Origin of the sequence: Acidovorax sp. KKS102, from assembly GCF_000302535.1 — a bacterium.
Classification (GTDB): domain Bacteria; phylum Pseudomonadota; class Gammaproteobacteria; order Burkholderiales; family Burkholderiaceae_C; genus Acidovorax.
In genome coordinates this window covers 891115-904394 of record NC_018708.1, presented here as the reverse complement: position 1 = coordinate 904394, position 13280 = coordinate 891115, and the positions used below count along the sequence as shown (strand labels likewise).

Sequence of the window (13280 nt, the reverse complement as noted above, 5' to 3'; positions counted from 1 at the left end):
AGGACGGTGCAGTTCCGTGAGGGTCAGGCCGCGTTGCGCAGCAGGCCCAGCAAGCCCGCCGTGGAGCCATCGAGCCCGGCCACGTCACCGCTTTCCAGGCGCGCCTCGATGTCTTTGGCCAGCACCTTGCCCAGCTCCACGCCCCATTGGTCAAAGCTGTTGATGCCCCACAAGCTGCCGCTCACAAACACGCGATGCTCCTGCAGCGCAATCAACGCGCCCAACGAGGTGGGGGTGAGGGATTCGAGCAGCATCAGCGTGCTGGGGCGGTTGCCGGGAAAGTGGCGGTGCCCGTCGTCGCTGGCCTTGCCCACCATCAGCGCCTGCGTTTGCGCCAGCGCGTTGGCCAGCAGCTTTTGCTGGTGGCCGGGTAGGGGGTGTGATGCCTTGCGCACGGCCACGATCTCCAGCGGCAGCACGTCGGCGCCCTGGTGCAGCATCTGGAAGAACGCGTGCTGGCCGTTGGTGCCGGGCTCGCCCCAGAGCACGGGCGACGTCACGCAGGTAAGCAGGCTTCCGTCTTGTGCCACACGCTTGCCGTTGCTTTCCATCTCCAGCTGCTGCAGGTAGGCCGAGTAGCGGCCCAGCGCCGCGTGGTACGGCGCGATGCAGCGGCTGGTGAAGCCGTGGAAGTTGCGGTACCAGACATCGAGCAGGCCCAGGCGCACGGGCAGGTTCTGCGCCAGCGGCGCGGTGCGGAAATGCTCGTCCATGGCATGCGCGCCCGCGAGGAAGTCGCGGAACCCCTGCGCACCAATCGCGATGGCGATCGGCAGGCCAATGGCCGACCACAGCGAGTAACGGCCGCCCACCCAGTCCCAGAAACCGAAGGTGGTGGTAATGCCCAAGGCGCCAGCGGCTTCGATGTTGGTGGTGAGCGCCGCAAAGTGGCGGGCTACATCGCGACCGCCCTGGGCAGCAAACCACGCGAGCGCCGAGCGCGCGTTGGTCATGGTCTCGGCCGTGGTGAAGGTTTTGGACGCGACCAGGAACAGCGTGCTCTCGGGCCGCAGGCCCTTGAGCACATGGTGCAGCTCGTACCCGTCCACGTTCGACACAAAGTGAAAGCGCTTGCCGGGGATGCGGAACTCTTCGAGCGCACGCACGGCCATGTGCGGGCCCAGGTCCGACCCGCCGATGCCGATGTTCACCACGTCGGTGATGGCGGCATCGCTGCGCACCCGCTCGGCGTACTGCAGCATAGCGTCAAGCGTGTGGTGCACATCGGCCAGGCGCTGCGCGGTCTCGGGCACATCACCGGGCAGGGCCACGCCTGCAGGGCGGCGCAGCAGCGTGTGCAGCACGGCGCGGTTTTCGGTGGTGTTGATGGCCTCGCCAGCAAACATCGCATCGCGGTGTTGCACCAGGCCGCAGTCGCGGGCCAGGTCCAGCAGCAACGCTTCGGTATCGCGGTCCCACAGGTTCTTGGACAGGTCGGCAAACACATGCGGGGCCGACTGGCTGAAGGCGGCAAACCGCTGGGCGTCCTGCGCAAACGCCTGGCGCATGTCCAGGTGCTGGCCATGGGAGGCGTAGTGGGCGGCCAACTGGGGCCACAGCGCAGACTGGTCGCAACGGAGGGGCATGGTCATCAAACAGGTAGGGTGAAAAGCGCCGAGATAGTAACTTGATTACACAATCAAATGGCTTATTGGCAGGTTCTTTTGAGTTACACGCAGTAGTAACAAGGCAGCATTCTTTGGAAAATCATGTAACGTGATTACAATTCCACGCAACAAAACGAACCACCCCATCACGGAGACACCATGAGTTTTGACCTCGTCCTGTTCGGCGGCACCGGCGACCTTGCCTGGCGCAAGCTCATGCCCGCATTGTTTCAGGCATTCCGACATGGCACGCTGCCTGAGGGGGGGCGCATCATCGCGGTCGCACGCGACGACCTGAGCGACGAACAATACCGCAGCCTGATCCAGTCGCGGTTCGACAGCGTGGAACTGGCCAAGCGCCCCAGCCCGGACGAGTTTGCACGCTTCGCGGCACTGCTGCATTACCTGCGCATGGACCTGTCCAAAACCCAGGACTACGAGCGCCTGGCCGAGACACTGAAAGCGCGCGGCGCCGAATCGGTGGTGATGTACGTGGCCACCGCGCCCAGCCTGTTCACCAACGTGTGCGAGCAGATCGCCGCCGTGGGCCTGAACGGTCCCACCACCCGCGTGGTGCTGGAAAAGCCCCTGGGCCACGACCTGCAGTCCAACCAGGCCATCAATGACACGCTGCGCCGCGTGCTCAAGGAAGAACAGGTCTTCCGCATCGACCACTACCTGGGCAAGCCCTCGGTGCAGAACCTGTTTGCGCTGCGCTTTGGCAATGCGCTGTTCGAGCCCCTGTGGCGCCGCGAGACCATCGCCAACATCCAGATCACGATTGCCGAAGAGCTGGGCGTGGAATCGCGCGGCGCGTTCTATGACCAGACCGGCGCGCTGCGCGACATGGTGCAGAACCATGCACTGCAGCTGCTGTGCGCCATCGGCATGGAGCCGCCCATCAACTCCAGCGCCAACGCCATCCGCGACGAAAAGCTCAAGGTGCTGCAGTCGCTCAAGCCCTGGACGCTGGAGACCATCGGCCAGCATGTGATCCGTGGGCAGTACGCCGCCGGCAACCACCAGGGCCAGCCCGTGCCCGGCTACGCGCAAGAAAAGGGCGTGGCCGCCAGCAGCACCACCGAGACCTTTGTGGCGCTGCGCACCGAGATCAGCAACTGGCGCTGGGCGGGCGTGCCGTTTTACATCCGCACTGGCAAGCGGTTGGCGGGGCGCGACGCGCACATCGTCATCAACTTCCGGCCCGTGCCCCACCCCATCTTCAAGACGCCTGCGGGCGCCGCCAACCGGCTGGTGATCAACCTGCAACCCAAGGACGGGCTGGAGCTGCACCTGATGGCGCAGGGCGCCGCCCAGCACCAGACCGAACCCGCGCTGTCGCAGGTGCACTTGAACCTGGACTTTGACCAGCGCTTTGGCACCGAGCGCGTGGGCGCCTACGAACGCTTGCTGCTCGACGTGATTGCGGGCCGCCTGAACCTGTTTGTGCGCAGCGACGAGCAGGAAGAAGCCTGGCGCTGGGTAGAGCCCATCCTGCAGTACTGGAAGAACGACCCGGCAGGCCCACGCCCCTACCCTGCCGGCAGCTGGGGCCCGCGCGCCGCGAGCGCAATGATTGCGCGCGACGGGTATTGCTGGAGCGAGGAGATGTGAAACGGAAAAAGGCCCGCCAGGGCCTTTTTTTTCTGAGCGCAGACAGATCAGCGGGGGTCGCGTACAGGTCCCACCAGCTCGATCGGCAACCCGTCCGGGTCGGCAAAGAAGGTGAACAGTGCGCCCGTGAACGGGTCCGTGCGCACTGGCTCCACGGCCACGCCATGGGCGGCCAAGGCGGCCACGCTGGCCTGCATGTCGGCCACGCGCAGGGCCAGGTGACGCAGGCCGCAGGCCTCGGGGTAGGACGGGCGCGGCGGCGGGTTTGGAAAGGAGAACAGCTCCACCTGCGTGCCATCGGGCAGTTGCAGGTCGAGCTTGTACGACTGCCGCTCGGCGCGGTAGTGCTCGTGCACCACCTGCAGGCCCAGCACCTGGGTGTAGAAGCGGCGGGAGCGCGCATAGTCGCTGGCGATGACGGCCACATGGTGCACGCCGATGGGCCGCAGCGTGGGCGGTGGTGCGCTGTCGCTGCTCATGCATCCGAGCCCGCAATGTCCAGCGCACGCGATGCGCCAAACAGCGCGGGTGTGGCGCTGGGGTCAATCACCCAGCAGGGAATCGTCGCCAGGTAAGACTGGAACCGCCCCTTGGATTCAAACCGTGCGCGGAACGGCGACTGGTCAAACCACGTGCCCAGGCGCGGCACCATGCCGCCGCCGATGAACACGCCGCCGCGCGCGCCGAGCGTGAGCGCAAGATTGCCCGCCACGCTGCCCAAGAAGCCGCAGAACAGCTCCAGCGCCTCCTGCGCCAGCGGGTCGTTGGCTTGCAGTGCCAGCTCAGTCACCTGCGCGGCCGAGCTGACCTCCTTGCCACCGCGCTGGGCCAGCCGCCGCAGCGCGTGGTACAGGTCCACCAGCCCGGCGCCACACACGGCGCGTTCGGCCGACACGTGGCCGTAGCGCTCTTGCAGGATGCCCAGCACATCGAACTCGCGCTGGGTCTGCGCGGCCAGCGTGACATGGCCGCCCTCGCCCGACAGCGGCACCCCCAGGCTCGAGCCGGGCGGAAACACCAGGCCCGACACGCCCAGGCCCGTGCCCGGGCCCAGCAACGCAATTGCGGCGCCCGGCACGGCCTCGCCACCACCCACCGGGCGCAGCTGCTCGGGCGTGAGCAGGGGCAGCGCCAGCGCGAGTGCGGTGAAGTCGTTGATAACCACCAGCCGCTCAAAACCAAACGCCTCGCGCACGGCGCGCTGCGAGAAGCTCCAGCTGTGGTTGGTCATGCGGATGGCGTCTCCCGTGACCGGGTTGGCGATGCCAAACGCCGCCTCGCGCGGGGTGGCGATGTTCACTTCGGCCAGGTAGGCCGACAGGGCAGCATCCACCGTGGGGAACTGAGCACAGGGCAACACACGGGTGTCGTGCAGGGGGCCATCGGGCTGGTCTTGCCAGGCCAGGCGAATGTTGGTGCCGCCGATGTCGGCCAGCAGGCGCAGGGGTGTCATGCGGTGTTTTTAAGCAAAAACAGCTGCCAGCGCTAGTAGGACATGCGCTAGCAGCTATTGTTTCAATAGCAATCAGTGTGCTGTCCCGCAAATAGCTGCACGAAATGAAATCGATGGCATCGCGCCCAGGGCAAGGCGCAAACCGCAGTGATAGCCGTAGCTATCGCGAGGATTTGCAACGCAGCCCTGGGGGTGAGGACGCGATTTCATGTGCAGCTATTTGCGGGACGGCACACTACATGCAACGACCGGGCGGCGCTTGCACCGCGCGGCTCACGCCAACCGATTCTCGCTGCTGGCGTCAAACCAATGGGCGTTGGCGGGCTCTACCGCCAGGCCCACGGCGTCGCCGGGCTGCACGCGGGTCTGGGCGTCGGTGCGCAGCGTGACGCTGCCTGCGGCCGTGTCCACCATCACATAGGTGTCTGGGCCGGTGGGCTCCACCACACTGACGCGGCCGCGCCAGGGGGCGGTCTCCTGAATCACCAGGTGCTCGGGACGCACGCCCAGCAGCACCTCGTTGGCGCTGGCGGGAGCGGCCAGGTTCAGCGCTGCACCCTGAATGCCAAACTGCCCGCCCGTGGCCGCGCCGCGCAGCAGGTTCATGGTGGGCGATCCGATGAAGGTGGCCACATAGGTGTTGGCCGGGCGGTTGTAGATGTCGTCCGGTGTGCCCAGCTGCTGCACCACGCCGCCCTTCATCACCGCGATGCGCGAGCCCAGCGTCATCGCCTCCACCTGGTCGTGCGTGACGTACACGCTGGTGATACCGCTGGCCTGGTGCAGGCGCTTGATCTCGGCGCGCATCTCCACGCGCAGTTTGGCGTCCAGGTTGGACAGCGGCTCGTCAAACAAGAAGAGCTGCGGCTGGCGTGCCAGCGCCCGGCCCATGGCCACACGCTGGCGCTGTCCGCCCGAGAGTTGGCTGGGCCGGCGGTCCAGCAGGTGGCTGATCTGCAGCATCGTGGCCACTTCGTCGATGCGCTTTTGGCGCTCGGCCTTGGGCATCTTGCGCATCTCCAGCGCAAAGCCGATGTTGTCGGCCACGCTCAAGGTGGGGTACAGCGCGTAGCTCTGGAACACCATGGCGATGTCGCGATCGCGCGGGGGCATGCCCACCACGTTCTTGCCGCCGATGCGGATCTCGCCCTCGGTGGGCTCGTCCAGCCCCGCAATGATGTTGAGCAGCGTGGACTTGCCGCAGCCCGAGGGGCCGACCAGGATGAGGAACTCGCCGGGCGCGACGTGGATGTCCACCTTGCGCAGCACTTCCACGCTCTTGTCGCCCTTGCCAAAGCGCTTGTTGATGCCTGCAATGTCGAGTGATGACGCCATGATTTATCCCTTCACCGCGCCGGCCGTCAGCCCGCGCACAAAAAATTTACCCGCCAGCACATAGATCACCATCGTGGGCAGGCCCGCGATGATGGCGGCCGCCATGTCCACGTTGTACGCCTTCACGCTGCTGCTGGTGTTGGCCAGGTTGTTCAGGCCCACGGTGATGGGCTTGGACTCGGTGCCCGAGAACACCACGCCGAACAGAAAGTCGTTCCAGATGTTGGTGAACTGCCAGATCAGCGTGACCATGACGATGGGCGTGGACAGCGGCAGCACGATGCGCCAGAAGATCTGCCAGAAGCTTGCGCCGTCCATGCGTGCGGCGTTCACCAGCTCCTTGGGGATGGCCGCGTAGTAGTTGCGAAAGAACAGCGTGGTGCCTGCCAGCCCCGCCAGGCAGTGCACCAGCACCAGCCCGGTGATGGAGCTGGACAGCCCCAGCCAGCCCAGCACCTGGCTCATGGGCAGCAGCACGACCTGGAAGGGCATGAACACGCCAAACAGCAGCAGGCCAAACAAGGTGTCGCTGCCGCGAAACTTCCACAGGCTCAGCACATAGCCGTTGAGCGCGCCCCACACGGTGGAGATCAGCACCGCAGGCACGGCCATGGCCACCGAGTTCCAGAAAAACGGGCGCAGTCCGTTGCAGTCCACGCCCGTGCAGGCGCTCTGCCAGGCCGTGCCCCAGGCCGACCAGTTCAGCGAGCCCGGCAGCGCCAGCAGCGAGGTGCTGCGGATCTCCTCGGCGTCCTTGAACGACGTGACCAGCATGGCGTACAGCGGCAGCAGAAAAAACGCGGTGGCCAGGGCCAGCACGCCATAGACCAGCAGGCGGCCCACGGACGGAAACACAGAGGGCTTAGCGGTCATGGGGTTTGCTCCGCAGTTCGCTGTAAAGGTAAGGAATCACCAGGGCCGCCACGGTGGCCAGCATCATGGTGGCGCTGGCCGCGCCCAGGCCAATCTGCCCGCGCGAGAACGACATGGTGTACATGAAGGTGGCGGGCACATCGGTGGCAAAACCGGGGCCACCCGCGGTCAGCGCCATCACCAGGTCAAAGCTCTTGATGGCCAGGTGCGACAGCACCATGAGCGTGGAGAAAAACACCGGCCGCAGCGCGGGCAGCACGATGCGCCAGTAGATGCGCGGCAGCGAGGCACCATCGACCTGCGCGGCCTTGATGATGCTGTCGTCAATGCCGCGCAGCCCGGCCAGGAACAGCGCCATGGCAAACCCGGCGCTTTGCCAGATGCCGGCGATGACCACGCAGTAGATCGCCATCTCGGTGTCCACCAGCCAGCCAAATTCAAAGTTCGTGAAGCCCCAGTCGCGCACCATTTTCTCGATGCCGAGGCCGGGGTTCAGCAGCCACTTCCAGGCCGTACCGGTCACCACGAACGACAGCGCCATGGGGTACAGGTAGATGGTGCGCAGCGCGCCCTCGGCGCGGATCTTCTGGTCCAGCAGCACGGCCAGCACCACACCAATCACCAGAGAGCCACCCACATAGCCCACGCCAAAAATACCCAGGTTCTTCAGGGCGACCCACCAGCGGTCCATCTCCCACAGGCGCTCGTACTGCGCCAGGCCCGCCCATTCGTAGTTGGGCAGCATGCGCGATGCGGTGAGGCTGAGCACGCCGTTCCACACCATGAGGCCATAGATGAAGGCAAAACCCAGCACAAACGCCGGGGTCACCACCAGCCTGGGCAGCCAGGTTTCAAAGGAATTCTTCATTGCTTGCGAATCTCTCTTGCGTACGCACTTCACACGCTGCGTGCGCGGTAGGCGCTGTACGCGGTATCTCGATCAATCACTCAACCACCGTTTCACTCATTCACACATCCACTTTGTGTCACATGAAAAAAGGGGGGGTGCGCTCAGAGCACCCCCCAATGAACAAAGTGTTTACCTCAAACTAACTCGCTACTCACTCTCTCACTTAGAACCTGTTCAAAATCTGTTCGGGGATCGCATTGGAGTGCAATCGGGATGAGTGGCTGCTTCGGATGCGCCGCATGGGCTCATGCCCATGCAAGCAGCCGGGGCGTCCAATCGCCCGATTTCACTCCAACCCTTCGGGCAAGTGGCTTGCCGGGCGGTCTGCGGCGTTGCGGCGCTTGCCAATAGCACGGGCTATTGGCTGCGCAGCGCGCCTTGCACCCCATCCCGGCAAGGTACTTGTGCGACCCCGAAAAGATCTTGAGCAGGTTCTTACCACCACACCTCGTACTGCACGCCCACCAGCGTGCGCGAGGTCTTGCCATTGGCGCCAAAGGTGCCTGCGTTGGCCACCGCCGCCGCCTGGTTCCAGTTGGCCTTGGTCACATACAGACGCAGCTCGGGGCGCGACCAGAAGTCTTCATTCAGGGCCAGGGCACCCGCCAGCGTGACCTTGGACAGGCGCTGGTCCGGACCACTGCCCTTGCGGGTGGTGGTGGACAGTTCCACCAGGCCCTTGAAGTTCTTGGTGAACGCGTACGAGCCACGGCCGCCCAGCGAGAAGTCCTTGGTCTCCACACCAGTCAGGTCAGCCTTGTTGGTCTGGTAGCCAATGAGGGCCTGGCCGCCAAACGGGCCGCTTTGCCAGTTGATGGAGTCGGCGATGCGGGTGGCGCGCTTGCCAGCGCTGGTGCCCTCGATGGCCTCGAACTCCCCGTCGATGCGGGCATGGCCACGCGATGTCTGCAGGTACAGCGTGTTGGTGATGCTGGGCAGCAGGAACTCCTTTTGCGTGTGCATCAGCGAGATGCCAGAGCCCGAGCCGCCGCCCACCTGGTTCTTGCCCCCCACAGCCGTCAGCAGCACCCGCAGCTTGCCGCCGGGGTTGGTGTTGATGTCAGACAGGTCTGCGTTGATGCGGTGTGCCTTCACGTTGTTGGGCAGGCCGCCGTCAAACTTGTCGCCGGAGAACACGCCCACGCCCAGCTTCATGCCGCCCACAGGCACGTCGGTCACACCGGCGCCGATGTTGTCGCCGTAGTTCAGCAGGAAGTAGTCGACGATGTGCACGTCCTGGATCCGCAGGCGGCGCTGGCCGACCCAGAACTTGGCTTCGGGCGAGAACGAGAAGCCGCTCATTTCCACAAACGCCTGTTCGGTGCTGATGTCGCCACTGCCCCACTTGGCGGGCATGTAGTTCACCTTCCAGTTGATGCCACCGGCCTCGAAGCCCTTGGCGAAGTTGACTTCGATGCCGTTGTCACCCTCGTTGCCCAGGCGGTACTTCTGCAGTTCGCCGCCCAGCGTCAGGTTGCCCTTGACGCCGTCGGAGTGGTTGAACACCGGGCCACCGCGGGAGTAGCCGTTGAACTCAAAGCCTGCTACGTCCATAGCAAAGGCGCCATTCGCGCATGCGGCGGCCAAAGCCACCGCCGTGAGGCGGTTTCTTGTCTTCATGATGGGATCCCTCTGGGGTTGGTTTTAGTGCGTGCGGGTGCGTGTGTTGGACACGGCTTACTTACTTGGTCTTCGCGGCGGCCGCGATCTTCTTCATGGCGTCGGCGACGCTCACCTTGTCGTCGTTCCAGAACTGGCTGACGACATCCTTGATCGCCCCTTCGGTGGCAGGCGCAATCGCCATGCCATGGGCCACGCTGGGCACCAGGCCACCGCTCTTGGCAGTGTCGGCAAAGTCTTTGCTGGACAGCTTGGCGCAGTCGTCAAACTTGTCCATCTTCTGTCCGGTGCGCACAGGGATCGAGCCCTTGTTGAGGTTGAACACCTCCTGGAACTCAGGGCTCATGATGGAGCTGGCCAGGTCGCTCTGCGCCTTCTGTGCTGCTGCGTCCTTGAGCTTGAACAGGATGAACGAGTCCACGTTGAAGGTGAACGCGTTGGCCGTGCCCGGTGCCGCTGCGCACTGGAAGTCCTTGCCCGGCGCCTTGTTGGCCGCGATGAACTCACCTTTGGCCCAGTCACCCATCAGCTGGAAGCCCGCCTTGCCCTGGATGAGCATGGCCGTGGCCAGGTTCCAGTCGCGGCCGGGAGCGCCAGGATCGGTGTAGGTCTTGATGCGGCGGAAGGTCTCCAGCGACTTCTTCATGGTGTCGCTGTTGATGGCCTTGTCGTCCAGCTTGACCAGCGCGTCCTGGTAGAACTTGGCACCACCCACGCCCAGCACCACGGATTCAAAGGTCGTGAAGTCCTGCCAGTTCTGGCCGCCATGCGCCACGGGGATCAGGCCTGCGGCCTTGAGCTTGTCGGCTGCGGCAAAGAATTCGTCCCAGGTCTTGGGCATGCTCGCCACGCCCGCCTTCTTGAGCGCATCGGAGCTGGCCCACAGCCAGTTCACGCGGTGCACGTTGACGGGGGCGGCCACGTAACTGCCCTTGTACTTCATCACGTCGGCGACCACCTTGGGCAGCACGTCGTCCCACTTCTCGGTCTTGGCCAGTGCATCGACATTGGCCAGTACGCCTTCAGACGCCCATTCCTGGATCGCCGGGCCCTTGACCTGGGCGGCCGAGGGCGGGTTGCCCGAGATCACGCGGCTCTTGAGCACCGTCATGGCGCTGTCGCCACCGCCGCCCGCCACGGCAAAGTCGCGCCAGGTATGGCCCTTGGACTGCATGATCTTCTTGAGCTCGGCAGCCGACTTGGCCTCGCCGCCCGATGTCCAGTAGTGCAGGACCTCGACCTCCCCCGCGCTGGCAGACATCGCGGCCGCCAGGCCCACCGCCAGTGCGGCGATCTTTGTCATCTTCCACATACCCTTGTCTCCTCGACGTTGTTTTCCAGAATCCGTTGCTGCGCCGTGATACCGGTGCCGTTCAGCGCAGTCGGTACTTTAATTACAATAATTAATTTAATTCTCAGGGCTTTCCCTGAGAGTCGCAGCGGCCCCACAGCGGGGCCGTTGCGGGGGCCTTTGTTATGCTCAATCCATGGCCACGATACTGATTGTCGAAGACGACGCCCTCCTGCTCGACGCTCTCACCGGCCAGCTCAAGCAACTCGATTACAGCGTCTGCACCGCCAGCAGCGTGGCGCAGGCCATGGCGCTTTTGCAGACGCAGGCAGTGGACGGCATCATCCTGGACCTGGGCCTGCCCGGCGCCGACGGCATGGAACTGCTGACCTGGGCCCGCGCGCACATTGCCGGCCTGCCCGTGCTGATCCTCACCGCCCGCGACGGCGTCGATGACCGCGTGCTGGGCCTGAACGCCGGGGCCGACGACTACATCACCAAGCCCTTCAACATGCAGGAGCTGCAGGCCCGCCTGCAGGCCATGCTGCGCCGCGCACGCCAGCCCGCCTTCACCCAGGCCAGCAGCGCGGCCGGCGTTGCCAACACCACCATCGGCCCGCTGGTGCTAGACCACGCCAGCCATTCCGCCGCGCTGAACGGCGATCTGCTGGAGCTGACCCAGCGCGAGTGGGAGCTGCTGGAGCTGCTGGCCCACCGCTGCGGCGAAGTCGTCACCCGCGACGACGTGCTGGCCGCCTGGCGCGCCAGCCCGCCCGAGCCCGGCCAGACCGCCGCCCCGCTGAACTCCAATGCGCTGGAGGTGTATGTGCACCGCCTGCGCAAGAAGCTCGACCAGTCCAACCTGGTGATCCGCAATATCCGGGGGCTGGGGTACATGCTGAACAAGCCGTAGATGGCACCCCCCCCTGAGTCGCTGCGCGCCTTCCCCCCGCTCTCGCTTCGCTGCGCTGCGCGGGCAGGGGGACGCTGCCCTCGCTGCGAGGCGACCCTTGCTCGGCATCCCGCGCCTCGGCCGCGCCAGCGGCACGCGTTGCGGGCTTTCACCACCTCCCGCAGTGGGGTTCGCTGACATGCGCCACGTACCAGGGGTCTCTCTTCAACGCAAGCTGCTGCTGTGGCTGCTGCTGCCGCAGCTGGTGCTGTGGCTGTCGGGCGGGTTCCTGGCGTGGCGCATTGCGCTACAGAACGGCGAAAAGGGCATTGACCAGACGCTGACCCAGTCGGTGCGGGCGCTGGCGCGGCAGATCAAGCCGATTGGCGACGGGCTGCTGGTGGACTTTCCGAAGGCCGCGCAGGACATCCTGGAGCAGGACCCGGCCGACCGCATCACCTACATGGTGTCGTCCCCGCCCGGCCGCTTTTTGCTGGGCAACGCGCAGCTGCCGGCACCGCCCGCCCAGGTCGATGTGGCGGTGGGCGAGGCGTTTTTGTACCAGGCGCGGGTGGACGACAAACCGGTGCGCGTGGCCTTGCTGGATGTGGACTACGGCACCGCCTCCACCCGCCAGCGCCTGCGCGTGCAGGTGGCACAGAGCCTCACGGTGCGCGAGCGCATTGCGCAGGAACTGCTGGAGCGCATGGTGCTCCCCATGGGCCTGATGGGACTGGCCCTGAGCGCCGTGGTGTACGCCGGCGTGCTGCGCGGCCTGCAACCCCTCAAGCGCCTGGAGGCGCAAATTGAACGTGCAGGCGCACAGCCCCACACGGGCACCACGCCGCTGCCGCCCATTGAGCTGACCTCAGCACCGCAGGAAGTGCATTCGCTGGCCAGCACCATCAACCGCCTGCTGGAGACCGTGGCGCGCGGCCAGCAAAAGGAAAAGCGTTTTCTGAACGACGCCGCCCACCAGTTGCGCACGCCGCTCGCCGGCCTGATCGGCCAGACCGAGCTGGCCCTGCACGAAAGCCACGAACCCGCCGTGCAGGCCCGCCTGCAAAAGGTGCTGTCGGCCGCACAACGCAGCGCCCACCTGGTGCACCAGCTGCTGCAGTTGGCGCGCTCGGAGTCGAACGTGGAGATGCAGTCCATCGACCTCGCCGCCCTGGCCCGCGAGGTGGCCCGCGAATGGGCCGCCCGCGCACTGGCGCAGGGCATGGACTTGGGCTACGAGGGCGTGGACCACCTGCCCGCGCAGGGCCACCCGCTGCTGCTGCGGGAGGCGTTGAACAACCTCATCGACAACGCCCTGCACTACGCCGGCCCCGGCGCCACCGTAACGGTGCGTGTGGGCCATGAGGAACCCGGGCACTGGGCGTTGCTGGTGGTGGAGGACGACGGACCGGGCGTACCAGCGGAGCACCTGGGCGATTTGTTTGCGCGGTTCTGGCGCGGGTCGGACAAGGCAGGGGGGTGTGGGCTGGGGCTGTCAATCGTGGAAGAGATCGCGCTGCGGCACGGGGGGCGGACCGTGGCGGAGGGGGTGGTGCCGAAGGGGTTGCGGGTGGGGATGCGGCTGCCTGCGGGGTGAGTTTTGGGTGTTATCGGCTGGGGGCGCTAGTTTTTCATGCCTTGGTAGCTATCATTTTTATAGCTTCTTCCAGCACTTCCGGGCGGGA

11 protein-coding genes are annotated in these 13280 nt (G+C 65.5%); 3 read left to right on the top strand and 8 right to left on the bottom strand.

Translation table 11 applies throughout. The annotated features are described in order from the left end of the window. Positions 1 to 23 precede the first annotated feature (23 nt). A complete protein-coding gene (gene pgi / locus C380_RS04035) occupies positions 24 to 1592 on the bottom strand; it encodes a glucose-6-phosphate isomerase (protein WP_015012617.1) in 1569 nt (522 codons plus the stop codon). A gap of 174 nt (positions 1593 to 1766) precedes the next feature. On the opposite strand from pgi, the gene zwf reads away from it, so the two are divergent. Next, positions 1767 to 3221 (top strand): glucose-6-phosphate dehydrogenase, encoded by a 1455-nt coding sequence (gene zwf, locus C380_RS04030; protein ID WP_015012616.1) that lies wholly within the window; start codon positions 1767 to 1769, stop codon positions 3219 to 3221. 47 nt (positions 3222 to 3268) lie between these two features. Here the strand turns inward: zwf and C380_RS04025 are convergent, their stop codons facing one another. The 7 genes from C380_RS04025 to C380_RS03995 form a co-directional block, all read right to left on the bottom strand. Further along, positions 3269 to 3700 carry a VOC family protein gene (locus tag C380_RS04025; protein ID WP_015012615.1) on the bottom strand — a complete coding sequence of 144 codons (432 nt, stop codon included), beginning with the start codon at positions 3698 to 3700 and terminating at the stop codon, positions 3269 to 3271. Continuing rightward, positions 3697 to 4674 carry a glucokinase gene (gene glk / locus C380_RS04020; protein WP_015012614.1) on the bottom strand — a complete coding sequence of 326 codons (978 nt, stop codon included), beginning with the start codon at positions 4672 to 4674 and terminating at the stop codon, positions 3697 to 3699. Before glk ends, C380_RS04025 begins: the two co-directional genes overlap by 4 nt. A gap of 273 nt (positions 4675 to 4947) precedes the next feature. After that, positions 4948 to 6009, bottom strand: coding sequence for an ABC transporter ATP-binding protein (locus C380_RS04015; RefSeq protein WP_015012613.1), 1062 nt, complete (start codon positions 6007 to 6009; stop codon positions 4948 to 4950). Between the two features lie 3 nt (positions 6010 to 6012). After that, positions 6013 to 6882 carry a carbohydrate ABC transporter permease gene (locus C380_RS04010; RefSeq protein WP_015012612.1) on the bottom strand — a complete coding sequence of 290 codons (870 nt, stop codon included), beginning with the start codon at positions 6880 to 6882 and terminating at the stop codon, positions 6013 to 6015. Beyond that, positions 6872 to 7750, bottom strand: coding sequence for a carbohydrate ABC transporter permease (locus C380_RS04005; RefSeq protein ID WP_015012611.1), 879 nt, complete (start codon positions 7748 to 7750; stop codon positions 6872 to 6874). The genes C380_RS04010 and C380_RS04005 overlap by 11 nt, the downstream gene beginning before the upstream one ends. A gap of 477 nt (positions 7751 to 8227) precedes the next feature. Further along, positions 8228 to 9346 (bottom strand): carbohydrate porin, encoded by a 1119-nt coding sequence (locus C380_RS04000; protein ID WP_015012610.1) that lies wholly within the window; start codon positions 9344 to 9346, stop codon positions 8228 to 8230. Positions 9347 to 9473: 127 nt separating this feature from the next. Then, positions 9474 to 10724 carry an ABC transporter substrate-binding protein gene (locus C380_RS03995; protein WP_015012609.1) on the bottom strand — a complete coding sequence of 417 codons (1251 nt, stop codon included), beginning with the start codon at positions 10722 to 10724 and terminating at the stop codon, positions 9474 to 9476. A gap of 175 nt (positions 10725 to 10899) precedes the next feature. Here C380_RS03995 and C380_RS03990 point away from each other — a divergent pair, with 175 nt between their 5' ends. Further along, positions 10900 to 11616, top strand: coding sequence for a response regulator transcription factor (locus C380_RS03990; protein WP_015012608.1), 717 nt, complete (start codon positions 10900 to 10902; stop codon positions 11614 to 11616). 178 nt (positions 11617 to 11794) lie between these two features. Beyond that, positions 11795 to 13192 (top strand): sensor histidine kinase, encoded by a 1398-nt coding sequence (locus C380_RS03985; RefSeq protein WP_015012607.1) that lies wholly within the window; start codon positions 11795 to 11797, stop codon positions 13190 to 13192. Positions 13193 to 13280 lie beyond the last annotated feature (88 nt).